Annotated in this window: 31 protein-coding genes and 1 other annotated feature; of the genes, 29 read left to right on the top strand and 2 right to left on the bottom strand. The window is 41.9% G+C overall.

Going from position 1 to position 24121, the window contains the following annotated elements; all coding sequences use genetic code 11:
* Positions 1-23: 23 nt before the first annotated feature.
* The 23 genes from AC1DSL_RS08495 to pheA all read left to right on the top strand — a co-directional run bounded on the left by AC1DSL_RS08495 (position 24) and on the right by pheA (position 17019).
* Positions 24-467, top strand: a complete 444-nt coding sequence (locus tag AC1DSL_RS08495; RefSeq protein ID WP_477531872.1) for a prepilin-type N-terminal cleavage/methylation domain-containing protein — start codon at positions 24-26, stop codon at positions 465-467.
* A 19-nt stretch (positions 468-486) separates the two neighbouring features.
* Positions 487-1440, top strand: coding sequence for a type IV pilus biogenesis protein PilM (gene pilM, locus AC1DSL_RS08490; RefSeq protein WP_477531871.1), 954 nt, complete (start codon positions 487-489; stop codon positions 1438-1440).
* Positions 1441-1442: 2 nt separating this feature from the next.
* Positions 1443-2174 (top strand): hypothetical protein, encoded by a 732-nt coding sequence (locus tag AC1DSL_RS08485; RefSeq protein WP_477531870.1) that lies wholly within the window; start codon positions 1443-1445, stop codon positions 2172-2174.
* Positions 2167-3105 (top strand): LysM peptidoglycan-binding domain-containing protein, encoded by a 939-nt coding sequence (locus AC1DSL_RS08480; protein ID WP_477531869.1) that lies wholly within the window; start codon positions 2167-2169, stop codon positions 3103-3105. The genes AC1DSL_RS08485 and AC1DSL_RS08480 overlap by 8 nt, the downstream gene beginning before the upstream one ends.
* Before the next feature lie 59 nt (positions 3106-3164).
* A complete protein-coding gene (locus AC1DSL_RS08475; RefSeq protein WP_477531868.1) occupies positions 3165-3920 on the top strand; it encodes a prepilin peptidase in 756 nt (251 codons plus the stop codon).
* An 87-nt stretch (positions 3921-4007) separates the two neighbouring features.
* On the top strand, positions 4008-4643 hold the full coding sequence (locus AC1DSL_RS08470; protein WP_477531867.1) for a hypothetical protein: 636 nt from the start codon (positions 4008-4010) through the stop codon (positions 4641-4643).
* Positions 4644-4738: 95 nt separating this feature from the next.
* Positions 4739-5350, top strand: coding sequence for a Maf family protein (locus AC1DSL_RS08465; protein ID WP_477531866.1), 612 nt, complete (start codon positions 4739-4741; stop codon positions 5348-5350).
* Positions 5340-6038, top strand: coding sequence for a RadC family protein (radC, locus tag AC1DSL_RS08460; protein WP_477531865.1), 699 nt, complete (start codon positions 5340-5342; stop codon positions 6036-6038). Before AC1DSL_RS08465 ends, radC begins: the two co-directional genes overlap by 11 nt.
* Before the next feature lie 94 nt (positions 6039-6132).
* Positions 6133-7149, top strand: coding sequence for a rod shape-determining protein (locus AC1DSL_RS08455; protein WP_016426789.1), 1017 nt, complete (start codon positions 6133-6135; stop codon positions 7147-7149).
* A 14-nt stretch (positions 7150-7163) separates the two neighbouring features.
* A complete protein-coding gene (mreC, locus tag AC1DSL_RS08450; RefSeq protein ID WP_477531864.1) occupies positions 7164-8069 on the top strand; it encodes a rod shape-determining protein MreC in 906 nt (301 codons plus the stop codon).
* Positions 8066-8590, top strand: coding sequence for a rod shape-determining protein MreD (mreD, locus tag AC1DSL_RS08445; protein ID WP_016426791.1), 525 nt, complete (start codon positions 8066-8068; stop codon positions 8588-8590). Before mreC ends, mreD begins: the two co-directional genes overlap by 4 nt.
* Positions 8591-8615: 25 nt before the next feature.
* A complete protein-coding gene (gene minC, locus AC1DSL_RS08440; RefSeq protein ID WP_016426792.1) occupies positions 8616-9287 on the top strand; it encodes a septum site-determining protein MinC in 672 nt (223 codons plus the stop codon).
* A 1-nt stretch (position 9288) separates the two neighbouring features.
* Positions 9289-10086, top strand: coding sequence for a septum site-determining protein MinD (minD, locus tag AC1DSL_RS08435; RefSeq protein WP_016426793.1), 798 nt, complete (start codon positions 9289-9291; stop codon positions 10084-10086).
* 278 nt (positions 10087-10364) lie between these two features.
* Positions 10365-10913, top strand: a complete 549-nt coding sequence (locus tag AC1DSL_RS08430; RefSeq protein WP_477531863.1) for a nuclease-related domain-containing protein — start codon at positions 10365-10367, stop codon at positions 10911-10913.
* A 366-nt stretch (positions 10914-11279) separates the two neighbouring features.
* Positions 11280-11840, top strand: a complete 561-nt coding sequence (locus tag AC1DSL_RS08425) for a M23 family metallopeptidase (RefSeq protein ID WP_016426795.1) — start codon at positions 11280-11282, stop codon at positions 11838-11840.
* On the top strand, positions 11824-12426 hold the full coding sequence (locus tag AC1DSL_RS08420) for a metalloprotease (RefSeq protein WP_477531862.1): 603 nt from the start codon (positions 11824-11826) through the stop codon (positions 12424-12426). Before AC1DSL_RS08425 ends, AC1DSL_RS08420 begins: the two co-directional genes overlap by 17 nt.
* A gap of 39 nt (positions 12427-12465) precedes the next feature.
* Positions 12466-12542, top strand: a sequence feature (ribosomal protein L21 leader region).
* 14 nt (positions 12543-12556) lie between these two features.
* Positions 12557-12865: a 50S ribosomal protein L21 gene (gene rplU / locus AC1DSL_RS08415; protein ID WP_016426797.1), complete on the top strand. Its 309-nt coding sequence runs from the start codon at positions 12557-12559 to the stop codon at positions 12863-12865.
* A 12-nt stretch (positions 12866-12877) separates the two neighbouring features.
* Entirely contained in the window at positions 12878-13213 is a 336-nt protein-coding gene (locus AC1DSL_RS08410; protein WP_016426798.1) for a ribosomal-processing cysteine protease Prp, read from the top strand.
* A 15-nt stretch (positions 13214-13228) separates the two neighbouring features.
* Positions 13229-13519: a 50S ribosomal protein L27 gene (rpmA, locus tag AC1DSL_RS08405; RefSeq protein ID WP_036659634.1), complete on the top strand. Its 291-nt coding sequence runs from the start codon at positions 13229-13231 to the stop codon at positions 13517-13519.
* 318 nt (positions 13520-13837) lie between these two features.
* Positions 13838-14368 (top strand): Spo0B domain-containing protein, encoded by a 531-nt coding sequence (locus AC1DSL_RS08400; protein WP_477531861.1) that lies wholly within the window; start codon positions 13838-13840, stop codon positions 14366-14368.
* A gap of 3 nt (positions 14369-14371) precedes the next feature.
* Positions 14372-15661 (top strand): GTPase ObgE, encoded by a 1290-nt coding sequence (gene obgE / locus AC1DSL_RS08395; RefSeq protein WP_016426801.1) that lies wholly within the window; start codon positions 14372-14374, stop codon positions 15659-15661.
* Between the two features lie 17 nt (positions 15662-15678).
* Positions 15679-16134 (top strand): ACT domain-containing protein, encoded by a 456-nt coding sequence (locus AC1DSL_RS08390; RefSeq protein WP_477531860.1) that lies wholly within the window; start codon positions 15679-15681, stop codon positions 16132-16134.
* A gap of 12 nt (positions 16135-16146) precedes the next feature.
* Entirely contained in the window at positions 16147-17019 is an 873-nt protein-coding gene (gene pheA, locus AC1DSL_RS08385) for a prephenate dehydratase (protein ID WP_477531859.1), read from the top strand.
* Between the two features lie 149 nt (positions 17020-17168).
* On the opposite strand, the gene AC1DSL_RS08380 is transcribed toward pheA, so the two are convergent.
* Positions 17169-17702: a 3H domain-containing protein gene (locus tag AC1DSL_RS08380; RefSeq protein ID WP_477531858.1), complete on the bottom strand. Its 534-nt coding sequence runs from the start codon at positions 17700-17702 to the stop codon at positions 17169-17171.
* Positions 17703-17824: 122 nt separating this feature from the next.
* On the opposite strand from AC1DSL_RS08380, the gene AC1DSL_RS08375 reads away from it, so the two are divergent.
* Both AC1DSL_RS08375 and AC1DSL_RS08370 read left to right on the top strand, forming a co-directional pair.
* On the top strand, positions 17825-18880 hold the full coding sequence (locus AC1DSL_RS08375; RefSeq protein ID WP_477531857.1) for a LysM peptidoglycan-binding domain-containing protein: 1056 nt from the start codon (positions 17825-17827) through the stop codon (positions 18878-18880).
* 39 nt (positions 18881-18919) lie between these two features.
* The gene (locus tag AC1DSL_RS08370) at positions 18920-19732 is read left to right on the top strand and encodes a phosphotransferase (RefSeq protein WP_342543402.1); all 813 of its coding nucleotides are present in this window, start codon (positions 18920-18922) and stop codon (positions 19730-19732) included.
* Between the two features lie 66 nt (positions 19733-19798).
* On the opposite strand, the gene AC1DSL_RS08365 is transcribed toward AC1DSL_RS08370, so the two are convergent.
* Complete coding sequence (locus tag AC1DSL_RS08365) at positions 19799-19978, bottom strand: hypothetical protein (protein ID WP_477531856.1); 180 nt, start codon at positions 19976-19978, stop codon at positions 19799-19801.
* Between the two features lie 203 nt (positions 19979-20181).
* Here AC1DSL_RS08365 and ruvA point away from each other — a divergent pair, with 203 nt between their 5' ends.
* Genes ruvA through tgt form a run of 4 tightly spaced genes read left to right on the top strand, consistent with a single transcriptional unit; the run spans position 20182 to position 24037 of the window.
* Positions 20182-20802, top strand: coding sequence for a Holliday junction branch migration protein RuvA (gene ruvA / locus AC1DSL_RS08360; RefSeq protein ID WP_477531855.1), 621 nt, complete (start codon positions 20182-20184; stop codon positions 20800-20802).
* An 18-nt stretch (positions 20803-20820) separates the two neighbouring features.
* Entirely contained in the window at positions 20821-21822 is a 1002-nt protein-coding gene (gene ruvB / locus AC1DSL_RS08355) for a Holliday junction branch migration DNA helicase RuvB (protein ID WP_016426809.1), read from the top strand.
* 20 nt (positions 21823-21842) lie between these two features.
* The gene (gene queA / locus AC1DSL_RS08350; RefSeq protein WP_016426810.1) at positions 21843-22901 is read left to right on the top strand and encodes a tRNA preQ1(34) S-adenosylmethionine ribosyltransferase-isomerase QueA; all 1059 of its coding nucleotides are present in this window, start codon (positions 21843-21845) and stop codon (positions 22899-22901) included.
* Positions 22898-24037 carry a tRNA guanosine(34) transglycosylase Tgt gene (tgt, locus tag AC1DSL_RS08345; protein ID WP_016426811.1) on the top strand — a complete coding sequence of 380 codons (1140 nt, stop codon included), beginning with the start codon at positions 22898-22900 and terminating at the stop codon, positions 24035-24037. The genes queA and tgt overlap by 4 nt, the downstream gene beginning before the upstream one ends.
* The last annotated feature ends 84 nt before the right edge of the window (positions 24038-24121 follow it).

Raw genomic sequence — 24121 nt, 5'->3', positions numbered from 1 at the left:
ATAGAAAAAGGGAGGCTTATAGGATGAGAAAATTCATTCAAAACAAATTAAAAGAACAAAAAGGTTTGACATTAATTGAGCTTCTTGCAGTAATCGTTATCTTAGCGATTGTTGCAGCAATTGCGATTCCGGCAATTGGTAATATTATTGAAAATAGTCGTAATGGCGCGGTTAAATCGGATTATCAAAATGCATTAGCTGCAGCTAATGTTTATTTTACAGAAAATCCTAAAGGGGAAACTCCAGCAAATGCAACAGCAACTGTAACGGTAGGAACATTACTCTCACAAACTTACTTGGATGATAAAGGATCTCTTGCTGATGCTGTGGTCATTACTAAAGTGTCGGGAGGAAATACAATCTCTGGTGCTACAACTGATGGGAAATATGAAATTAAAACTGCACTGACAAACGCTAAATTGGGTAAAATAGCAAATAAAGATTTTACAGGTACTGATATAAAATAATTACCTCGGAGCTGATCCCATGAATTTCACACCTTCGTTCCTAAACAAACGCTCACGCGTGGCGACGGTTACAATTGAAGAAGATGCGATCCGAATGGTGGAAGTGAAGTCAACGTCTCCTTTGCATGTAGTTTGTGCAGAGGAGCGTTCTTTGCCTCCTGGCGTTGTTACGGATGGCAAAATTGTGGACGCGGATACGCTGGTGTCTATTTTGTGCGAGGCTGTGGAAGAATGGAAGCTTTCCCGCAAATCCGTTCGGTTCTTAGCACCAGACGAATATGTGATTATCCGCAAACTATCATATCCTCCCGATGTTCGAAGTGATGAGTTGAAAGGCCACTTCTTTATTGAAATTGGTTCGACACTTTATTTACCTTTTGAAGACCCCGTATTTGATGTGGTCCCTTACACTGCATCAACTGATACAAAAGAAGCGATATTGATTGCTTCTAAAGAGAGCATTTTAAATACATATGAAGACGCTTTTGAAGACGTCAAAATGAAACCTCTTGTGGCCGATATTGGACCACTTGCCCTGTATCGTTTGGCATATTCCCAATATGCCTATACCGGTAAAGAGCATATTTTACTATTGGATGTTAAAAACGATAAATATACCGTTTCGATTTTCCATCAACATTTCCCATTATTCATGCGACCTGTTGAAGTGAATGAACCTGACGAGTCGAATTTCTTCAGTGGAGCACAAACATCAAAGATGGACTCACTTCTATCTGAAGTCTCAAAGCTCATCAATTTCTATCGCTACAATATGAACCAAGGAAATGAAGGCATCACACATATTTTGCTTAACGGTGAAATGGATAATTGGGAAGAACTATTGCGACAAATGGAACTCCAGTTCGAAGTTCATACTTCCACAGTTGTTCGCGAAAAGATTTATATGGAAGATGGAAAAGCCATCCCGATACGCTTTAATCGAGCACTCGGACTTGCGTTGAAAGAGGTGTAAGGATGTTAGTCGATATTAATTTACTTTCCGAAAAAGAACGGGATCGTCCCGCCTTTGTCGTGGCTGCCATCTTACTGATTATCATCGGCCTATTCGGAGGGCTCGTTTTTTATTTCCTAGGAAATTCTTATGAGAACAAGGCACAAGTGCTGATTGCCCAAAGTGTAGAGGTTGCCAGTCAGCAAGCTGCCATTCAAGAACAGATGCTGACAACGGAAGCATTGAACGATACTCAAAAGCTGCAAAAAACAGTTGATTGGGCGGAAGCTTATCAATATGATACTTTACCTTTAATTAGAGAACTAACTTCACTACTTCCTGAACGAGGATTTTTCATGAACTTTTCGTTTACATCACCAAGTGAAGCACTAGTTGACGTGCAATTTGATACATCGCGTGAAGCAGCGTTTTATTTAACCCAATTAAAAGCATCTGAGATGATTACTGCCGTTAGCTTATCAACCCTTACATATCAACCGTTGGAAGAAACAAAGGAAGAAGAAACTGATGGCACTGCGACACCAGTCGAACCTGTTATGCCCCGTTATTTAGCTTCATACTCAATCACTTTTTTAGATACACGTATGCCAGCTGAAGGGACTGCGGTACCAGTGGATCCGAATGCACCTCCTGTTGAAGGGGAAACCCCAGCGGATGAACAGCCAGCTGAGCCACCTGTAACTGAAACGCAACCTCCTGGAGACGATGCGCAAGGAGATGATGTAAATGAGTAGTCTGACACGTAAACAAAAAGAAGTCGGCCTGATCGTGCTATCCAGTTTATTTTGTATAGCAATTCTTACCTATTCATATTTCACATTCTACTCTCCCAAAAAAGAGAGTTTAGCTGTCGCTGAAACGACGCTCACAACGGATCGACAAGTATTGTTTGCGCTGGAACAACAACTGGCTGATCAGCCTGAAATTCCAGTCGTCAGTTCGCTTGAATTACAAAAGAAAGTGCCCGTTGATCCATTATCGGAACTTGTTTTATTGCAAATTGAGAAAGCGGAAGTTGTCTCACAGTCACTTGTTCAATCTGTGAGCTTTACAGAAGGACCATTTGTCATTGAATCCCCTCCAGAAGGGGTTGAGACACTTCAGGAACTTCTTGTGAGTTTGTCGATTGAAACGCCTACCTATACGACATTGGAGACTTTCATCGATGAACTTGAAAAATTGGATCGCGTATTAATCGTTGATTCGATTCAGTTCAGCTCTTCTGGTGAAGTGACAACCGATGAACAAGAAGATGAGAAATTACAACTGACGCTGACATTCTCTGCATTTTATCGACCAGACCTAACCGAACTACTCGAAGAAGGTCCTAAAGTTGATACACCACCTCCAGCAGAAAAAGGGAATCCGCTTCCTGCGAATAATGGTGTTGTTACTGGAGAAGTAGAGTCGAGTGAAGATGAAACTGCAATGGTGGTAGGTCAGATTATCGAGAACAATGAAATGGATGAAGAAGCAACTTCCGATTCAGACACGGTATCCAGTAATTTTGAATCACAAACCTACACAGTTCAACCTGGCGATACATTATACTCTATTTCTATTGAATACTATGGAGATCGATCAGGCGAACGGAAAATCAAACAAGCAAACGGTTTACATTCAAACAAAATCGTAGCAAATTCAACTCTAGTCATTCCAAAATAACGAAACAAAAACTGGAGAGCGTACGTTGCCTCCAGTTTTTGTGTGATTGAGAGGTATGTATGGACATTCTATATACAACATTATTTTTCATATACGGACTTATTTTTGGCTCTTTCTACAATGTCGTCGGATTGCGTTTACCGAAAAATGAATCGATTGTGACGCCGCCGTCGCACTGCACGATTTGCGATCGACGTTTGACGATCAAAGATTTGGTTCCGGTATTTTCATTTGTTTTCCTGAAAGGGAAGTGTCGGGGATGTGGGACAAAAATCAATTGGATTTACCCCGTGATAGAACTTGTGACGGGAGGTTTGTTTGCCTTCGCATTCTATCAACTAGGTTTCTCGTGGGAACTGATTGTTGCAATTTTGTTTATATCGATGCTCGTCATCATCACGGTATCAGATCTTGCTTATATGCTTATCCCAGATAAAGTCCTGTTGTTCTTTGGTGTTTTATTAATTATTGCGCGGATTTTATCTCCACTAGAGCCTTGGTGGGACAGCATCATTGGTGCTGCCGGAGGCTTTGGAATCCTGTTACTGATTGCGATTTTGTCGAAAGGCGGAATGGGTGGTGGCGATATTAAATTGTTCGCGGTCATCGGTCTTGTGCTTGGAATGATTCCGACTTTATTGACATTGTTCTTTGCTGCATTTATTGGTGCAATCGTTGGCGTTATTCACTTGCGCCGCTCAAAACAAGGGCGCAAAACGCCAGTGCCTTTTGGTCCGTCTATTGCACTCGCAGCCATCGTTGTCTATTTTTATGGGAAACAAATACTCGATTGGTATATAAATTTGTTAGTTTAACTCGAAAACTTTTTTGGACAAGCCGACACCGGTCTTGTCTTTTTTTATTGCTCAAATGGTAGCGTTAAAGAAAAACGGGGTGATCAATTGCGTCTTTCAAAAACGTTCTCAAAGTTTTCATACACATTGGCAATCATACATGGTTTTCTTATCGGAGCTGTTTCGATTGGCATATTCGCAATCTTTATTCAGTGGCAGGATAATTCGAAAGCTGAGACTCCTGAGACATCCGCAACGACTGACAAACCAGAACAAGTCGAGGTGACTGCACCGCCAAATACGACAACACCGACTCAATTTTATGCGAAGCAACACGGTGTATTTACCACAGCCGACGGGGCTACTGCCTTGCTTCAATCAAATCCAGCAATGAAATCCGCAGCCATTGTCATCACGGATGGAAAATATTTTGTGTGGTCCGCAGCAAGCACCGTGGAAAGTGAAGTGAAAGTGGAAGGCAGCACGGAGTCTTTCGTGAAACCATTCCGGATCAATTCGGCAGCATGTACCGAACAAGCCATGCAAAAATTGCCTGTTTTCCTTGCGAATCCAGACCCGGCAAAATTTAATTTTGCGGACACTGGAAATAAGGATGCCAAACCAAAGGACTGGGACTCTAACATTGCTGCTATATCAACACTTTCAAAGGAATTAAACGTCATTAGAGTTCAATTATTATCGCATTATTTCGCACAAAATGACTGCTTGAAAATTGAATTATAAGCCCTTTTATTTGGTCAAAATGAAATTATTGCCCTTTATACACATTTTTCAACATCGACATCATTCTGTATGATGTCAAAAAGGAGCTGATTTCATTGGAATTCAAAACAACAAAACCGTTAATTTTAGCATCTGCTTCACCGAGGAGAAAAGAGTTATTATCACTGCTTGGGGTACCCTTTGAAGTGAAAACATTGGAGATAGATGAGGAGGACATTTTCGGATGCTCGCCTGCCGAACTCGTTTGCAACATTGCGATGGAAAAAGGACTGGCCGTCGCTGAATACAATCAGCACGCAATCGTCATCAGTGCCGATACCATGGTGTTTCTTGATGATGAGGCACTTGGGAAGCCTAAAAATGCAGAGATGGCGAAACTGTATTTGCGGAGATTATCCGGTAGGACACATACGGTCATTACGGGAGTATCCATCTATTTTGAAGGAATTTGCAATGTGTTTTATGAAGAGACAAAAGTCACTTTTTATAAATTAACGGACGAATGGATCAACAGTTATGTGGCAAGTGGCGATTGCTACGACAAGGCAGGGGCATATGGTATCCAGACAGCAGGTACTTTGATGGTGGAACATATTAACGGAGACTACAATAATGTTGTGGGTTTACCTATTGCAGAAGTGTATCGTGAACTTATGAATTTAGAACTGCTTGAGATGAAGTCTGCAGGAGTACGTTATGATAACTGAAGTGAAGCCGGCACTGATGATTCGTGACGTCCATGCTTCTGATCGCCCACGTGAAAGACTGATAAACCAAGGCGCAGCCGCGCTATCGAACCAAGAATTGATTGCCATTTTACTACGGACGGGTACCAAACAGGAATCCGTCCTTCATTTGGCGAATCGAGTGTTGACGTTCTTTGAACAACTGCATGAATTGAAAAATGCAACTATCGAAGAAATCATGTCCGTTAAAGGGATTGGAGAAGCGAAAGCGGTTCAGCTGCTTGCTGCAGTAGAACTTGGTAGAAGGCTATCTTTACAACAAACTGATGAGAAATTCACCGTTCGTTCTCCGAAAGACGCTGCAACATTCTTAATGACGGATATGACATCTTTAAAACAAGAAAATTTTGTCGTTCTTTTCATGAATGTTAAAAATCAAGTGCTACACAAACAAACCATTTTTATTGGCAGTTTAAATGCCAGTATCGTACACCCCAGGGAGATATTCAGAGAGGCAGTGAAACGTTCAGCTGCCTCGATTATCTGTGCCCATAACCATCCGTCAGGTAACCCGTCCCCTTCACCCGAAGACATAGAAGTTACGAAGCGAATACAGGAAGCCGGGCACATTATGGGCATCGAATTGCTCGACCATGTCATTATCGGTGATCATCAATTTATCAGTTTGAAGGAAAAGGGTTACATGTGACACTGTGATTTTCTCCTTTTATCCGTTATAATCAAATTTATGGTTTAAACTAAGCTAAGATTAACTGGCTAAGGATAGAAAGGAAGAACATAACGTGTTTGGATTTGGAGCAAAAGATGTCGGGATTGACCTAGGCACAGCAAATACTTTGGTATTTATTAAAGGAAAAGGAATCGTTTTACGCGAACCTTCAGTAGTTGCAAGAAATACAAATAATGGCGATATCGTTGCAGTAGGTAACGATGCTAAAAATATGATTGGTCGTACACCGGGTTCAATCGTGGCTATCCGCCCGATGAAAGATGGCGTAATTGCAGATTTTGATATTACGACTTCAATGATTCAATACTATTTAAAAGAAGCGATGAAAGCTTCTGGTGGTACGTGGAAAAAACCTAACGTCATGATTTGTGTGCCATACGGGATTACTTCGGTAGAACGTCGTGCAGTGATTGATGCAGCTCGTCAAGCGGGTGCTCGTGATGCTGTGACAATCGAAGAACCATTTGCAGCGGCAATCGGTTCTAACTTGCCAGTATGGGAACCAACAGGCAGTATGGTCGTTGATATCGGTGGAGGAACAACTGAAGTTGCAGTTATTTCACTTGGTGGTATCGTAACAAGCGAATCGGTACGTGTTGCAGGAGACGCGATGGATCATGCGATTACAAGTTACATTCGTAAAATGTACAACTTGACGATCGGTGAACGTACGGCTGAAGCAATTAAAATGGAAATCGGTTCTGCTAGAGTAATAGACAATGTCGAGAAAATGGAAATTCGTGGTCGTGACTTAGTTACAGGTCTTCCTAAAACTATCGAAATTTCTTCTGAAGAAATTGCAGAAGCACTTCGTGAGTCGATTTCGGCTATAATCGACGGTGTGAAAAAGACATTGGAACAAACTCCACCAGAATTATCTGCTGACGTAATGGAACGTGGAATCGTCTTAACTGGCGGTGGCGCATTACTGAAAAACTTGGACAAAGTGATTAGTGATGAGACAAGCATGCCTGTCTTCATTGCAGAAAATCCATTGGATTGCGTCGCAATTGGTACGGGAATGGCGCTAGATCATTTGAACATGATTCGCCAAAATTCTAAACACTAAGGAGGACCGTTCCAATGCCACATTTTTTTTCGAATAAGCGTTTGATTTTGCTGCTTGTCGGGGTGATTTTTCTTGTGGCATTGATCAGCTTCTCTCTCAGAGATCGCGATAATGCGTCGTTACCTGAACAGATTATTAAGGATGTCGTTGGTTTTGGGCAATCAATTTTCTCAAAACCAACTCAGTACATAACAGGTGTTTTCGATAGTGTCGATGCTTTGTTAAATACGTACGATGAAAATAAACGTTTGAAAAGTCGTTTGGAAGAATTTGCAAAATTACAAGCGGACGTCAACGATTTAGCATCCGAGAATACGAGACTTCGAGAAATCGTAGACAAGCAGGACGATCTCAGGGACTATGAACCGATTCAGGCAACTGTTATCGCGAGAAATCCTGATCAGTGGGAAGAAAAAGTAATTCTTGATAAAGGGGAAGTCCATGGAGTTGAAAAAAACATGGCCATCCTTACAGCACAAGGATTGATTGGGAAAGTTGTTCTGACAACTCCATTCACTTCAACTGTAGAACTATTATCCACTCAAAATCCTAACTATCGCGTATCTGCGATGGTAATGGGTGAAAAAGAAGTATTCGGTTTAATAGAAGGATACGATGATGAACGAAAAGAACTTATTTTAAAACGAATCKATTCCAATATTAAAATTAAAAAAGGTCAGAAAATCATGTCATCTGGACTAGGCGGGATTTTCCCGAAAGGTATATTAATCGGGGAAATTACAGAAGTCTCGACAGACGATTTCGGACTGACGAAAATGGCATATATCAAGCCAGCGGCAGATTTTGCACTACTTGATCATGTAATGATTGCGAAACGAACGATGACAACAGTAAAAAATGGTGCAGACGGCGATAACAGTGCGACGGATGATACTTCAAAAGATGAGGACGCCTCATGAAGCGATTGATTATTCCAGCCATTGCCGTCGTGCTGTTTTATCTTGAACCTGTGTTCGGATTATTTTCTCCCCTCGATATTAGTGGGGAGTATCGTTTTTTAATCCCTCGATTTCTCATCATGTATTTAATATTCATTTCCATCTACTATAGTCGCAATCGCGCGATGTTGTATGCATTACTTTTTGGGCTCTTGTATGATGTGTTTTTCATTGATATTATTGGATTGTACTCTTTCTTATATCCATTAATTTGTTTAATTGCTAGTTTTATCGTGAAATTCATTCACCAGCATCTGATTGTGACAACGGCTTTGTCACTTGTATTGGTAGCAGGTCTTGAATTCGTGCTTTATCAATTCTTTTCATTGATCGGGTTAACAGACATTTCGCTTGCTGTATTTGTACGCGAACGATTAATTCCCACAATGATTGCAAATTCAATTTTCTTAGTGGTGCTCGGCTGGGCATTTAAATACGTAATCAATGCACGTTTGTTGCAACGGTTAAATCAGCCAAATTGATTCTACGCGCGAGGTGACGCATTTGATGACGAAAAAGCAACTAGTCTACATAAAAGGAACTAAAGACGGTCTAGTGCTTCGGCTTGATGATCAATGCGCATATGCCGAACTGGTGGAAGAACTAAAACGTAAAGTATCGGACGAAGGCATCGATGGACAAGCGGAAGTCTTGCTGCAGCTTGGCAATCGCTTTTGTTCTGAAGAGCAGACCAAAGAACTCATTGCGAGCGTGCACACGTCACCACATTTACGTGTTTCACGAGTGCAAAGTGATGTTATTTCAATTGAAGAAAGCAACCGTCGAATTCTAGAGCGTCAATCCGAAACGTTTGTCGGCATCGTTCGTTCTGGACAGATTGTTCGGGCAGAAGGTGACTTGGTCGTTGTGGGAGATGTGAACCCGAATGGCAAAGTCATCGCCGGAGGAAATATTTTTGTTCTCGGTCGTTTGAAGGGAATTGCGCATGCAGGGGCGAATGGTAATAAAGAAGCAGTTATTGCTGCGTCTTGGTTGGAAGCAACCCATCTAATGATTCATGAAGCACTAGAAATCATGACAGATGAACTAACCATTCTTTCGGAACAACCAGAAATGGAATGTGCATACTTACATGCAAATGGCTTCATCGCCATTGATAGATTGCAAGAACTGCGTTTATTAAGACCGCAATTATCTACATTTAAAGGAGGAAGCTAATGTGGGAGAAGCTATAGTAATTACTTCAGGTAAGGGAGGCGTTGGTAAAACAACGACTACTGCTAACCTCGGGACTGCATTGGCACTTCAAGGTAAGAAAGTTTGTTTAATCGACACCGATATCGGCTTACGAAACCTTGACGTTGTACTTGGTTTAGAAAACCGTATCATTTATGATCTGGTTGACGTAATTGAAGGCCGATGTAAAGTACATCAAGCTTTAGTAAAAGATAAACGTTTTGAAGATAAATTATTCCTGTTGCCAGCTGCACAAACGACTGATAAAAACGCCATTAATCCTGAACAAATGAAAGAACTTGTGACGGAATTAAAACGCGATTACGATTATGTCGTCATTGACTGTCCAGCAGGGATTGAACAAGGTTACAAAAACGCAGTGGCAGGAGCTGACCGTGCGATCGTTGTCACAACACCTGAAATTTCAGCTGTACGTGATGCGGATCGTATCATCGGCTTGCTAGAGCAAGAAGATATTGCACCGCCAAAATTAATCATTAACCGCATTCGTCAACATTTGATGAAATCTGGCGATGCACTGGATGTCAACGAAATCACGACGCACCTATCCATCGACTTGCTAGGTATCATCATGGATGACGAAAATGTCATCACCTCTTCAAATAAAGGGGAGCCTATTGTCATGGACCCAACAAATCGTGCAGCACTTGGCTACCGCAACATTGCCCGCCGTATTCTAGGCGAATCTGTTCCATTGATGTCATTGGAACAAGAGCGAAAAGGCATGTTCTCCAAAATCAAATCCATTTTTGCAAAATAATTTATCTGAATCCCCCACTTTGATCGAGTGGGGGATTTTTTTAGGAGAGGAGAAGACTGAATAATTTGAAATCGCACGAACTAGAAGTGTTGCGAATTTGTATATTAAAATCACGGATGGAAAAATCCGCTAAAGTCGAGAGTAGCTATCGTAATATTAAGGCGGGTTTTTCAGGTGAAGAAAAAACTACTGCTTATTTGATGGAAGCAAGTCTGACCCCGAAAGTGTCTATCTACCGCCATATCAATTTGGACAATACTTAGTACGATATTATTGTTGTGACACAAAAGCTAATTTGTGTTTTAGAAGTGAAAAATATGACTGGAGAATTTTATTTCGATTCAAGCAACAAACAATTCTATCGAATCAAAAATGGGTTAAAAGAAGGGATGCGCAATCCAGAATTGCAATTACAAAGAGCGGTGAAAGTTCTACAAAAAAGACTTAATCGAAATGGAGTAGATTTTCCTGTAAAAGGACTCATTATCTTGGCAAGCCGAGCTGGAATTGTTATTGAATCTCCTACATTATTTCAAGCTGTCCCTATTGATGCTATGTGTGATTTCCTTGAGCAAATGGAATCTGACAATAGGAAATTGATGACCCATGAAGAGTTGAAAAAAGTGCGTCATATTATTAAGCGTAATGGAAATAAAGTTTACGAAACGGATATTCTTGAGCACCACGGTGTTACACATTCTTCAATTAAAACGGGCGTCAGGTGTTTGAAATGCTTTGAGATATCGATGACTCGGATCTTTTCAACATGGTTATGTACTCGATGTAGCCATCGTGACAAAGGTGCTCATATCGCTGCGCTCCAATAATATCTATTATTGTTCGGGCGCGAAGTGAGTAGTGATCGATTAAAGTGGTGGCTGGGAATAGAAGATAAATATTTTATTAAACGGATAGTGAAGGAAGTTTCCGAAAATAGTATAGGTAGCTCACGCAATCGAACCTATGTGCTTTCATTCAAACCTTGGGTGTTAGAACCATTTTTGACTTCGGAACTGAGAAAGAATTAGGAGATAATTGGTTAGTTGCCCCAATAAGGACAAAAGTTGCCCCCATCAACCGAATAGTTGCCCCAATAAGCATCAAAGTTGCCCCTATAACTATCAAAATCCCCAGATTAATAGAAATAAACCGAACAAGCCCCGCATATACTACCCGAAAAGGGGGGCTGCGGCATGAAATTCACAAATAAATGGATCATCGCTTGCATAATTACCGTTGGCATCATCGCAACGATACAAATCCAGGAACGAAATGACCAAACTTCACAACTTCGCACTCTGTTCACGGAAGGAAAAGACCTACAAATGGTTCGCGAGTTCGTACTCGCTCAGTTTCCAACAAGCTCGACACCAGAACTCATCCCTGTGTCTGCACCCACAAAGGACCCTATGATACCAACGATGGCTTCGTATGAATCTATGCAACCATATGAGGAAGGCGTGCTTGTTTCCTATGATACCGCGATACAAGTGGTCGCTCGCGAAGATGGAATTATTCTGTTTACCGGGCACACCCGACATACTGGGAAAACGATGACCGTCCTTTATGATAACGGGGATACGGTGACGTATGGATTTGTGGAGAATTTTTCTAATTTACCTTATACCGCGGTTGCTGCCAATGACTTGATTGCAGAAGTAGAGCCTGGTTCCATGTTCGTGAAAGTTGAACGTGATGGAGAATTGCTTGAACCGACTGCGATTAAGGAATGGATGAATGATGTACTTCAATAAGATTCGCATGCATCCCATCATGATCCCCATCATTATCTACCTGATTGCGACTGCACAACTCGCACATTACAGCATCATTATCGGCTCATTACTCATTCATGAGCTAGGACATATTGCGGTAGCAAAATGGACGGGCCTTAAGATGACCAGTTGCACCATTCTTCCGTATGGGGGAGAAATAAAAATTAAGAACCTTCTTTTAGCTCCGACTCATCATCAGTGGCTCATTGCGATTGCTGGGCCACTTGCAACGGCTATTCTCTATTTAGTTGCGCAACCTTTCCAATTTCCTGGACAGGCTTTTTTTAATGAAGTCCAGTTGACTATACTAGCATTGAATTTAATTCCGATTTTGCCGCTGGACGGTGGACAAGCGCTGAAATCTATCTTGCCCAAACGTTATCACGAGATGCTATTAGCGTTGTCTATCGGTCTTTCAACACTTTTTATAGTAGTGACATTTGACCAACTCCATTTGGCATTGATTTTCACATTTATCGCATTACAAAATATTCGCTCATGGCAATATCGAAAATATGAAGAAGCATTCAATAAAATTGTGACGAAGCAGTTGACGCTGCCTTAGCATTATGGTAAAGTTTTAATGTTATTGTTTGTAGCACCCGTGCTACTACAACCGCTCTGAAGAGGTTAAAGTATCTGCAAAGATCACCTCATTTTAAGGCGAGTCTGAGTCTAAGAGGAGGTGCAGTAAAATGTACGCAATTATCGAAACTGGTGGTAAGCAAATCAAAGTTGAAAAAGGTCAAGAAATCTACATCGAAAAATTAGGTGTTGATGCTGAAGACGTTTTCACATTTGACAAAGTATTATTCGTAGGTGGAGACAACGTGAAAGTTGGAGTTCCTTTCGTTGAAGGAGCAACAGTTAAAGCTACAGTCGTGAAAAACGGCCGCGGTAAAAAAATCACAGTTTTCAAATACAAAGCGAAAAAGAACTACCGTAAAAAACAAGGTCATCGTCAACCTTACACAAAACTTGTGATTGATTCAATCAACCTATAAGATGTGTGAACGATGATAACTGTAACGATTGAAAAAGATCAATCCAATCACATTCATTCTTTTGAAATGAAAGGCCATGCAGAATTTGCCGAGCATGGAAAAGATTTAGTTTGTGCAGCTGCAACCGCTGTTTCTTTTGGAGCAGTCAATGCAATCGCTGAACTTACGAAAGTCCTTCCAGACGTGAAGCAAGGGCAAGACGGTGGATTTCTCAAAGTCTCGTTTCCGCAAGATCTAGTTTCAACTGTGAATGATCAAGTGCAATTAATTGTACAAGCGATGATTGTTTCTTTACAAACGATTGAACAAGATTATGGACAATATATAAAAATAACCTTCAAAAAGTAGGGGGTGAAACAAATGATGTTAAGATTAGATCTTCAGTTTTTCGCATCGAAAAAAGGAGTAGGTTCGACTCGTAACGGACGTGACTCACAATCAAAACGCCTTGGCGCTAAACGTGCTGATGGTCAAATGGTTTCAGGTGGTTCAATTTTATACCGTCAACGCGGTACTAAAATTTATCCAGGTGAAAACGTAGGCCGTGGTGGAGATGACACACTTTTTGCGAAAGTTGACGGAGTTGTACGCTTTGAGCGTTATGGCCGCGACAAGAAAAAAGTTAGTGTATATCCTGTAGCTCAAGAAGCTTAATTCAAACAGCCAAAGGACTGCATAACTGCAGTCCTTTTTCTTTTTATCAAAAAGTGTTTACATTTGCATAGATAACTCTAGATTAGAGGAACTCTATGTCTAGCTCCAAGCACATACCTGCACCTACGGGATGGTCCCTCATGCGAAAGTAAGCGTTCGAATCAGTTACTCCTGATGTTACTCGTCGCAAAGGAAACCTTCCTTTCAGCGTCAGCGTCAAGTTAGACTTGTGCTTTGCGCTTTTCTTTTTTGCAACAAAATCGCTTTGTTTCTTGGTATACTTAGGAATTGAGACTAGCATAATGGAGAGTGTGATGTATGACCGAAAAAACGTTTTCAATAAATGAGGCACTGCGATTTGCACGCCATGATTTTTTGAATCAGTTGCAACTAATCAAAATGAATATTGATCTTGCACGACTGGAAGACGCAAAGGCGGCAATAGATCACTACTCTACAGAAGCTAAAGCGTTTTATGAACTTTCGAAAATGGATTTACCACGCACTACAGAGTGGCTTCAGACTGCCAATTGGCGTTTCCCTGGATTTCAAGTAAGCATTTCCAATAACATTGAATCAGATTGCAACTTATTGATGGATGATCAAGTCCAAGATGTACTTGAACAAACAACAAAACTGTTACACGAACAATTAAATCCTTATACAGAACAACTATTGCACATTCATATAGTGTGTAACCCGACGACATTTAAACTGACGTTTGATGCGAACGGAGAATGGGAACCCATTCAACAAGAACTTTCAAAAGAATCGCAAGTTTCACTGACCCATGAATGCAAAACGACCAAGAATTGGCGTTTTCATATAGAAGAAAGCAAGGAGGGATAGTCAATGTTTGTCGATCACGTAAAGATATTCATTAAAGGCGGAGATGGCGGAGATGGTATGGTCGCGTTTCGTCGTGAAAAGTATGTACCAAATGGTGGTCCTGCTGGTGGAGATGGTGGCCGCGGAGGGAACGTAATCTTTGAAGTTGAAGAAGGATTACGTACGTTAATGGATTTCCGTTATAAACGTCATTTCAAAGCAGACCGTGGCGATCACGGACAAAGTAAAGGAATGCACGGACGAGGAGCGGAAGATTTAATCGTTAAAGTTCCACCTGGTACAGTCGTAATGGCTGAAGAAGGCGGACCGGTACTGGCTGATTTAGTTGAGCATGGTCAAAGAGCGGTTATTGCAAAAGGTGGCCGTGGAGGGCGCGGGAACTGCCGTTTTGCAACACCTCAAAATCCAGCACCTGAGCTGTCTGAAAAAGGCGAACCAGGACAAGAAATTGAAGTGGTTTTAGAGCTTAAAGTATTGGCTGATGTAGGTTTGGTTGGATTCCCAAGCGTTGGGAAATCTACATTGCTGTCTGTCGTATCAGCAGCGAAACCAAAAATTGCAGCGTATCATTTTACAACAATCGTTCCTAACCTTGGAATGGTTGAAACAACTGATGGTCGTAGCTTTGCGATGGCCGATTTGCCAGGTCTTATCGAAGGCGCAAGCCAAGGTGTAGGTCTTGGACATCAATTCCTTCGTCATATCGAACGTACACGCGTAATCGTTCACGTAATTGATATGTCTGGTATTGAAGGTCGCGATCCTTATGATGATTATGTGACGATTAATGAAGAGCTTCGTCAATACAACTTGCGTTTGACGGAACGTCCTCAATTGATTGTAGCGAACAAAATGGACATGCCTGATGCAGAAGAAAACTTGGCTGAATTCCGTAAGAAATTACCGGAAGATGTGAAGATTTTCCCGATTTCGGCACTTTCACGTAAAGGGTTGAATGAACTTTTATTCGCAGTTGCAGATTTACTTGAAGTAACTGAAGAATTCTTAATTCACGAAATGGCTGAAGAAGAATCAGATAAAACGGTTCTTTACAAACACCAATCTGAACGTGATGGCTTCGAAATTTCACGTGACGACGATGGAGCTTATGTATTAAGTGGTTCATCAATCGAACGCTTATTCAAGATGACCGACTTCTCTCGCGAAGACGCGATTCGTCGTTTCGCACGTCAACTTCGTGGTATGGGTGTTGATGAAGCATTGCGTGAACGTGGTGCGGAAAATGGCGATACAGTAAGACTCCTTGAATTCGAATTTGAATTCATCGAATAGAAAGTGAGGATGGACTTATGAAAGACGTATCTGAACAACGGTTTTATTTAGTGCGTGAAGATGTGCTGACGGAAGCGATGCAAAAAACGCTTGATGCCAAGCAGTTATTGCAAAGTGGAGAAGTCGCGTCGATTTGGGACGCGGTGAAAAAAGTGGACCTGTCACGCAGCGCTTATTATAAATATCGGGATGCTGTCTTTCCATTCCATTCGATTGTTCGGGAACGTATTTTAACGGTGTTTTTACAACTGGAAGATCGCAAAGGAACGCTTGCGACATTATTGAATACAGTGGCTGAAGCACTGTGTAACGTGTTAACAATCCATCAGACGATTCCCATTCAAGGTCGTGCCAATGTGACACTGTCACTTGATGTCACTGCCATGAATGTGCAATTGGATGATTTAATTCAACAATTGAAACGGCTGGATTTTGTCGAGTCAGCGGAAGTCATTAGTTCCGGCGCATCTTAAGGAGTGTCTTACATGTTAACTAAAGATTGGGAATCACGTGTTGCTTATTTAGGACCGGAAGCATCTTTTACACATTTAGCAGCAGGAACGGTCTTTGCCGGGGAATGGTTGATGCCGTATGCAACAATTCCAGAATGCATTGAAGCGGTGGCGAACGGGGAAGTTGAATTTGCCGTGGTACCACTGGAAAATGCACTGGAAGGTTCTGTGCCGTTAACAATTGATTATTTGTTTCACGATGTGGAACTGCATGTTTCGGCAGAAATTTTATCACCGATTGAGCAACATTTTATGGTACATCCTGAGCAAGTGGAGAATTGGCAAGATATCGAAATGGTCTATTCACATCCACATGCACTGGCCCAGTGTCATAAATATTTGTATTATCGATTTCGCGGAGTACCTCTGGAACAGACTACATCAACTGCAGCCGCAGCGAAATATGTAGCAGAGAATCCAGACCGGACGATTGCAGCAATCGGCAATGATTTTGCCGCTAAGAAATATGGACTGACCATTGTGGAACCAAATATCCATGATTTTCATTTCAATCATACACGGTTTTTTGTTCTTCAGAAGAAGAACATCCGTCTTGATAAAACGGGTCATGACAACTCACCCAAAACGACCCTTATGATAAAGTTGCCTGTAGACGACCGATCGGGTGCTTTGCATCAAGTATTGTCGGTATTCGCATGGCGTCAGCTGAATTTAAGCAAAATTGAGTCGCGTCCATTAAAAACAGGGCTAGGTCATTATTTCTTTATCATGGATGTACTAGAAGATGAACAAGCTGTCATGATGCAAGGAGCGAAAGAAGAACTACGCGCTTTAGGGTGCGAAGTGAAATCTCTCGGTACATATTTTACTTACAAAAAGGAATGACCGCGGATTGCGCAGTCATTCCTTTTTTGTTTTTGAGAACCATTGACCGAAAATGTACTCACTTTGGAGCAACTTTTCGAAAATGGGAGCAGCATTCCCCATTTTTATAAAAAGGACGTCATTGCTTATAGCGCAACGACGTCCTTCTCTTATTCCTCATCCGCCAAATATCCTTTTTTACGCATACCCTCAACTGCTGCTTTAAGGAATTCGCCTGAAGAGGCGGCAATCAAATGCAAATGAATTCCATCCGTCAATTCAGATAAGTAACTAGCACCCGTTTCTTCCACGCGTGTCAAAAACAAATCGACTTCATGGCGGTTCGCCACCATGATGGATGCGGTCAGTTCACCATAAACAGGATGTTCGACCGTTACATTTTTTACTGTGACCCCTGCATCTACCAAGGTGTACAATTCGTCCCGCGCATCGGCAGGAGTATGCACACATGCGATTTGGCGTTCGAACGCATGGCTTACACTTAATTGCTTCATATATACATAACCTTGGCTCGTGGCCAAAATCGGTTCGTTGCGAGCTTTTAATAAAGTCATGTCCCCAACGATTACTTGGCGGCTAACGCCAGCTTGATTAGCCAATTCTGTGCCTTTAATTGGCTCGGAAGCTTCTTTTAGCAAGTTGAGTAATTGATGACGTCTTTCTTCTCCTAATAATTTCTTCAAGTTGATCCCGTCCTTTTCATGCATATCTATAGCACGTGTACTCATAGTTTATCATGTACAGCAATTATGTGACCAAATCAAAATGCGATTCATAGGATACATAGATGAAAGGGGGAATTATTTTGCACGTACATGTTGTGCAAAAAGGAGACACACTGTGGAAAATTGCTAAGCAATATGGTGTTTCTTTTGATGAAGTGAAACGTTTGAATGCCCATTTGGCAAATCCCGATTATATCGTCCCTGGCATGAAGATCTTCGTGCCGCAAAAGACGGCAAAAACGCAAGGAATGGCTGAACACCCGTTCACTAACGAAAGACCAGTGAAAAAAATGAAGGAGGAATACACAATGGAGCCAGCTCCCAAGCCGATTCCTCAACCTGCACCGCCAATCCATAAACCGACGATGAAACCGATGCCACAACCGATGCCACAACCAATGCCAAAACCGATGCCACAACTAATGCCGCAGCCAATGCCACAACCGATGCCACAGCCAATGCCACAACCGATGCCACAGCCAATGCCACAACCAATTAATCAAAACATAGCAATGACACAAATGATGCCTCAATATATGGGCATTCCTTATGGATGGATTCCAGTCCCTGACATGGACGTACATTTGCAAGTAAATTTACCACAGCATGCAGCTCCTGCACCTGCACCTGCACCAAAACCGATGCCGATGCCTGCAGCAAAACCGATGCCAATGCCTGCAGCAAAACCGGTACAGAAAGCTCCGCCTAAGTCGTCACAAGGATGGCAATTACTTGATTCCAGTTCACTTGAAATGGAATCATCACTGCAAATGCCGACATTGCCACCTCAGTACCATCCTCAGCCGCCTTGTGGTTGTGGGGCACCGCCACCACCGCCATGCGGATGTGGAGCACCGAAACCTTGTGGTTGTGGAAGACAGCATTACGGACAACAACCGGGATATGGGCAAAATCCATACCCAACTCCATATCCAACTCAAACCATGGGTGAAGAAATGGAAAGCAATTATATGATGCCACAACAAATGATGCCTCAATATATGATGCCACAACAAATGATGCCTAACCAAATGATGCCTCAGCATATGTCTCCATTCATGGCATGCATGCCTTGTCATATGTGGCCCGCTCCACAAGGGCATAGGGGTTATCCGAATCCCGCTCACTACTATTAAAAAGTGGAACGAGGGCATTACGTTCAATTAAAGCCAAATGTGTGGAAATGGCAAATTGGACCCCATGCGTATTCATTAAAAAAATATGAATATGAATCAGATGCAAATAAGATTCGTTATATACATGAACAATTAACTAAAGCGGGTGCGGACTTCATGGTTCCAATTGAGCCATATCCAGATGCATTCGTCATCCAGCAACCGTGGATTGAAAGTGGGCGGAAAGTTCAGTTCAATCAATTAGAAGATCGGAAAAAATCTCTTGAAGTGCTCCATAAACTGCACGCAACGCGAAAGCAGGTTGAGTGGCAAAAGTCGGGTCTCTTTCACGAGATTGATTTGAATCGGAAATGGGCCCATCGTTTGGAAAAATGGCAACAAGTTGAGCCCTTTCTTATTCAAAAACTCGGTTCTTCCAAAACCCAGAGAATTACGAAACTCGCCAACGATTCTTTAGCACAGCTCAAGCCAATCAAACGTGATAACGTAACTCTACTGCACGGAGATGTCGTTCATCATAATTTTGTGCGTGATAATAAGAACCGTATGTATATCATTGACTTTGACTTGGCCTGCATAGGACCTGCAGAGGTGGAGCTTATTTTATGGGCTCACCGTGTCCTGCCGCATTTTGATTATGATTTACATGCACTTATAGAAGAACATCCATCTCTCATCAATGTAGATTGGAACTATTTATTATTTCCAAATGAATTGATGCGTGAGTGGTTGTATGCGACTACTTTGTCAGATCAACAATTGTTGGGATTTTTACCAAAGCTAAAGAAATTCACCAACCATGCGTTAAAAAGAATGCCGCAGCTATGGGAAGACTGTAGCCGCTTGACGTAAGACAACTGCATAAACAGAACAACACCCGTGATGACTGACATCACGGGTGTTGTTTGTTAATGACAATTATTCTTTTTCTTTTTCACTTTGTTGTTGCACGTCTTCTACTTTTTTATTTTCTTCATGATTGCTGTGCTCCTGGTTATATTGCAATGCTTTGCGGTTCAGTTCATTCACTTCACCTTGTTCGTTTTGATGGTTTTGTTGATTATTCTGATGCGTAAAGGTATTATTATTTTTTCCCATAAGTAATGCCTCCAAGTTTAGTATTTTAAGATATTGAACATCTTTTCCCAACAATGTTCTAATTGAAACATTTTCAGTCGTAGATAAATTGCAACTTGCTAGAATACATGTTGTTCGTATCGGCGTTTATTCCTCGGTTTCTTCCTGCGAACATCCGTTTTATATGCTATAATCAGTACGTTGAATGTGAGGAGAGACTTTAAATGTACGATTACATAAAAGGCTTGGTTACACGTATTACACCGGAATATATGACACTGGAACAGCAATCAATAGGTTGGCAGATTTACACGCCAAATCCTTACGCATTCCGAGTATCATCAGAACTCCAACAAATTTTCACCCACTTGCATGTCCGAGAAGATGCCCAATTGCTTTTTGGTTTTGTATCGCTTGATCAACGCGAGTTGTTCCGTAAGCTGATTCAAGTATCAGGCATCGGTCCAAAAGGGGCCTTGGCTATTTTGGCTAGTGGACAACCCTCTCAGGTTGTGCAAGCGATTGAACGGGAAGACGAGTCATTTTTAGTGAAATTCCCGGGTGTCGGAAAAAAAACGGCACGTCAAATGATTCTTGATTTAAAAGGAAAGCTTGGCGATTTATCAATCGACTTCGAAATGCCAAGCGGAGAAGATGAACTTCAATTATTCCCGGAGACGTCAGGCAAACACGAAATAGAAGAAGCATTCTTAGCCCTTGCGGCACTTGGTTACTCAGAACGTGAATTAACAAAAGTGCGTCCACAATTAGAGGCATTGCCCGAAGTACTTGATACGGAAGGCTATATGAAAAAAGCATTACAGTTGTTGTTGAAACTCAGTTAATGAAAGGAGGTCAACGTCATGCAAGAACGTGTGATTTCAAGCGGCGTCTCAGAATTCGATGAACGTTTTGAACAATCGTTGCGTCCGCAGTATTTGTCTCAGTACATTGGACAAGATAAAGTAAAGAATAATTTAGACATTTTTGTAAAAGCAGCAAAAATGCGTGAAGAGAGCTTGGATCATGTACTTCTGTATGGACCTCCAGGGCTAGGAAAAACAACTTTAGCTGCCGTTATTGCAAACGAAATGAACGTCAATATCCGTATGACGAGTGGTCCTGCGATTGAAAGACCAGGAGATCTTGCGGCAATTGTTAGCTCGCTTGAACCGGGTGACGTGTTGTTTATCGATGAAATCCATCGTCTGAATCGCTCAATTGAAGAAGTGTTATATCCCGCGATGGAGGACTTCTGTCTGGATATCGTCGTAGGAAAAGGACCATCAGCGAGGTCTGTCAGACTTGATTTGCCACCGTTTACTTTAATCGGTGCAACGACAAGAGCCGGTGCTTTATCGGCTCCCCTGCGAGATCGATTCGGCGTTCTGCTGAGACTTGATTACTATGACAACCAGGCGTTGACTGAAATTGTATCCCGTAGCGCAACATTGTTTGATGCGGAAATCGACCATCCATCTGCAGGTGAAATCGCCAGCCGCTCACGAGGTACTCCTCGTATTGCAAACCGTTTATTGAAGCGTGTACGCGATTTTGCCCAAGTCAGAGGAAATGGTACGATTTCGATTGAAACTGCTCAGGAGGCACTCGAACTCTTGCAAGTAGATGCACTTGGTCTTGACCATATTGACCACAAATTGATTTTGGGCATGATTGAACGTTTTCGTGGTGGCCCTGTTGGTCTCGACACCATCGCTGCAAGTATCGGTGAAGAATCGACAACTATAGAAGATGTCTATGAACCGTACCTTTTGCAAATCGGCTTCTTACAACGTACCCCTCGAGGGCGTGTGGTAACGAAACTCGCGTATGACCATTTTAACCTCCCATATTTTGAGGAATAAAGATTAAAGGAAGTATAATCATGCAAGTAGAAGATTTTGATTTTTATTTACCAGAAGAATTAATTGCACAGACGCCGCTTGCCGACCGAACATCGAGCAAGCTTTTAGTTTTAGATAAAGACAGTGGGGAAGTTACCCATCATACATTCAAACATATCGTAGATGAATTTCAGGCTGGAGATTGCCTAGTCCTAAATGATACACGCGTTCTTCCTGCACGACTGATGGGTGTAAAAGAAGAGACCGGTGCTAACATTGAACTTCTACTGTTGAAACAGACGGAAGAAGATGTGTGGGAGTCACTTGTTAAGCCTGCAAAACGTGTTAAAATTGGCACGGTCGTGTCATTTGGTGAAGGTTTGTTGCGTGCAGAATGTGTCGGAGAAGCCAACCACGGTGGACGTCTGTTTAAATTTACTTACGACGGCATTTTTTATGAAATTCTCGATCAGCTCGGAGATATGCCGTTGCCGCCATACATCCGCGAAAAACTTGATGATAAAGACCGTTATCAAACAGTTTTCGCAAAAGAAAGAGGTTCAGCAGCTGCTCCCACAGCCGGACTTCATTTTACGGACGACTTATTAAATGAAATTCGTGCAAAAGGCGTGGAAGTAGTGTTCATCACACTTCATGTTGGTCTTGGAACGTTCAGACCTGTCAGTGTCGATTCGATAGACGACCATGAAATGCACTCGGAATTTTATCGATTGTCACAAGAAACAGCAGATACAATTAACCGTGTGAAAACGTCAGGCGGTCGCATCATTTCTGTCGGTACTACTTCTACACGTACGCTTGAAACGGTAGCCAATAAATTTAATGGCCAATTGCAGGAAGATAACGGATGGACATCGATTTTCATTTTCCCAGGCTATGAATTTAAGTGCATTGACGGCTTGATTACAAATTTCCATTTACCGAAATCTACGCTTGTGATGTTGGTCAGTGCATTGACATCACGAGATAAAATTCTGAATGCTTATAAGCAGGCAGTAAACCATCAATACAGATTTTTCAGTTTTGGCGACGCGATGTTTATTCGCCCGTCCGCAAATCAGAAAGGAGTTCGTGCATGACAGCGATTCGATACGAACTAATTAAAACATGTAAACAAACAGGAGCGCGTTTAGGTATTGTTCATACACCTCACGGCTCATTTGAAACACCGACATTTATGCCAGTCGGTACACAAGCGACAGTTAAAACAATGTCTCCTGAAGAATTGAAAACGATGGAAGCCGGCATCATTTTGAGTAATACGTACCATTTATGGTTACGTCCAGGCCACGAAATTATTAAAGAAGCAGGCGGACTGCATAAATTCATGAACTGGGACCGTGCGATTTTAACGGATTCCGGTGGTTTCCAAGTCTTCAGTTTAAGCGAGTTCCGTAAAATTGAAGAAGAAGGCGTTCATTTCCGTAATCATATGAACGGTGATAAGCTCTTCTTAAGTCCTGAAAAAGCGATGGAAATACAAAACGCATTAGGCTCCGATATTATGATGGCATTCGATGAGTGCCCACCATTCCCTGCGACACGTGAATATATGAAATCAAGTGTAGAACGAACTTCTCGATGGGCTGAACGTTGTCTGAACGCACACGCGCGTCCTGAAGACCAAGGATTATTCGGGATTATCCAAGGTGGGGAATATGAAGATCTTCGCCGTCAAAGTGCCGCTGACCTTGTTTCAATGGATTTCCCGGGCTACGCAATTGGTGGATTGTCTGTAGGGGAGCCGAAAGACATCATGAATCGTGTGCTTGAATTCACGACACCATTCATGCCTTCTGATAAACCAAGGTACTTAATGGGCGTCGGTTCACCGGATTCTCTAATCGACGGAGCCATTCGCGGTGTTGATATGTTTGACTGTGTGTTGCCAACGCGTATTGCTCGTAATGGTACATTGATGACAAGTAACGGCCGTTTAGTTGCCAAAGGGGCTAAATATGCCCGTGATTTCGGACCAATCGATGAAAACTGTGATTGTTACGTATGTAAAAACTACTCTCGTGCTTATATCCGCCATTTAATCAAAGCGGAAGAAACGTTTGGGATTCGTTTGACTTCCTATCACAACTTGCATTTCTTGATGAATTTGATGAAACAAGTTCGTCAGGCAATTCGTGAAGATCGTCTTGGAGATTTCCGCGAGGAGTTCTTCGAACAGTACGGATACAACAAACCGAATGCAAAAAATTTCTGATTCTTGTATACTTAATGTAAAGGTTGTTTAAAAAGTTTGTATTTCAATGCTTCTTTTTGGACATGCGCTTATATAGAGAAAGGG

The organism is Paenisporosarcina sp. P4_D4 (genome assembly GCF_056401835.1).
This window is presented reverse-complemented; position numbering and strand designations above follow the sequence as displayed.

Excerpts from the sequence above, each read along its gene's own strand:
- ruvA (WP_477531855.1), top strand. The coding sequence starts at position 20,182 with ATGTACGATTACATAAAAGGCTTGGTTACACGTATTACACCGGAATAT.
- AC1DSL_RS08410 (WP_016426798.1), top strand. The coding sequence starts at position 12,878 with ATGATAACTGTAACGATTGAAAAAGATCAATCCAATCACATTCATTCT.
- pheA (WP_477531859.1), top strand. The coding sequence starts at position 16,147 with ATGTTAACTAAAGATTGGGAATCACGTGTTGCTTATTTAGGACCGGAA.
- AC1DSL_RS08495 (WP_477531872.1), top strand. The coding sequence starts at position 24 with ATGAGAAAATTCATTCAAAACAAATTAAAAGAACAAAAAGGTTTGACA.
- AC1DSL_RS08400 (WP_477531861.1), top strand. The coding sequence starts at position 13,838 with ATGACCGAAAAAACGTTTTCAATAAATGAGGCACTGCGATTTGCACGC.
- mreD (WP_016426791.1), top strand. The coding sequence starts at position 8,066 with ATGAAGCGATTGATTATTCCAGCCATTGCCGTCGTGCTGTTTTATCTT.
- AC1DSL_RS08420 (WP_477531862.1), top strand. The coding sequence starts at position 11,824 with ATGATGTACTTCAATAAGATTCGCATGCATCCCATCATGATCCCCATC.
- pilM (WP_477531871.1), top strand. The coding sequence starts at position 487 with ATGAATTTCACACCTTCGTTCCTAAACAAACGCTCACGCGTGGCGACG.
- queA (WP_016426810.1), top strand. The coding sequence starts at position 21,843 with ATGCAAGTAGAAGATTTTGATTTTTATTTACCAGAAGAATTAATTGCA.
- AC1DSL_RS08425 (WP_016426795.1), top strand. The coding sequence starts at position 11,280 with ATGAAATTCACAAATAAATGGATCATCGCTTGCATAATTACCGTTGGC.
- AC1DSL_RS08365 (WP_477531856.1), bottom strand. The coding sequence starts at position 19,978 with ATGGGAAAAAATAATAATACCTTTACGCATCAGAATAATCAACAAAAC.
- minC (WP_016426792.1), top strand. The coding sequence starts at position 8,616 with ATGACGAAAAAGCAACTAGTCTACATAAAAGGAACTAAAGACGGTCTA.
- AC1DSL_RS08485 (WP_477531870.1), top strand. The coding sequence starts at position 1,443 with ATGTTAGTCGATATTAATTTACTTTCCGAAAAAGAACGGGATCGTCCC.
- rpmA (WP_036659634.1), top strand. The coding sequence starts at position 13,229 with ATGTTAAGATTAGATCTTCAGTTTTTCGCATCGAAAAAAGGAGTAGGT.
- radC (WP_477531865.1), top strand. The coding sequence starts at position 5,340 with ATGATAACTGAAGTGAAGCCGGCACTGATGATTCGTGACGTCCATGCT.
- ruvB (WP_016426809.1), top strand. The coding sequence starts at position 20,821 with ATGCAAGAACGTGTGATTTCAAGCGGCGTCTCAGAATTCGATGAACGT.
- AC1DSL_RS08475 (WP_477531868.1), top strand. The coding sequence starts at position 3,165 with ATGGACATTCTATATACAACATTATTTTTCATATACGGACTTATTTTT.
- rplU (WP_016426797.1), top strand. The coding sequence starts at position 12,557 with ATGTACGCAATTATCGAAACTGGTGGTAAGCAAATCAAAGTTGAAAAA.
- obgE (WP_016426801.1), top strand. The coding sequence starts at position 14,372 with ATGTTTGTCGATCACGTAAAGATATTCATTAAAGGCGGAGATGGCGGA.
- tgt (WP_016426811.1), top strand. The coding sequence starts at position 22,898 with ATGACAGCGATTCGATACGAACTAATTAAAACATGTAAACAAACAGGA.
- AC1DSL_RS08480 (WP_477531869.1), top strand. The coding sequence starts at position 2,167 with ATGAGTAGTCTGACACGTAAACAAAAAGAAGTCGGCCTGATCGTGCTA.
- AC1DSL_RS08390 (WP_477531860.1), top strand. The coding sequence starts at position 15,679 with ATGAAAGACGTATCTGAACAACGGTTTTATTTAGTGCGTGAAGATGTG.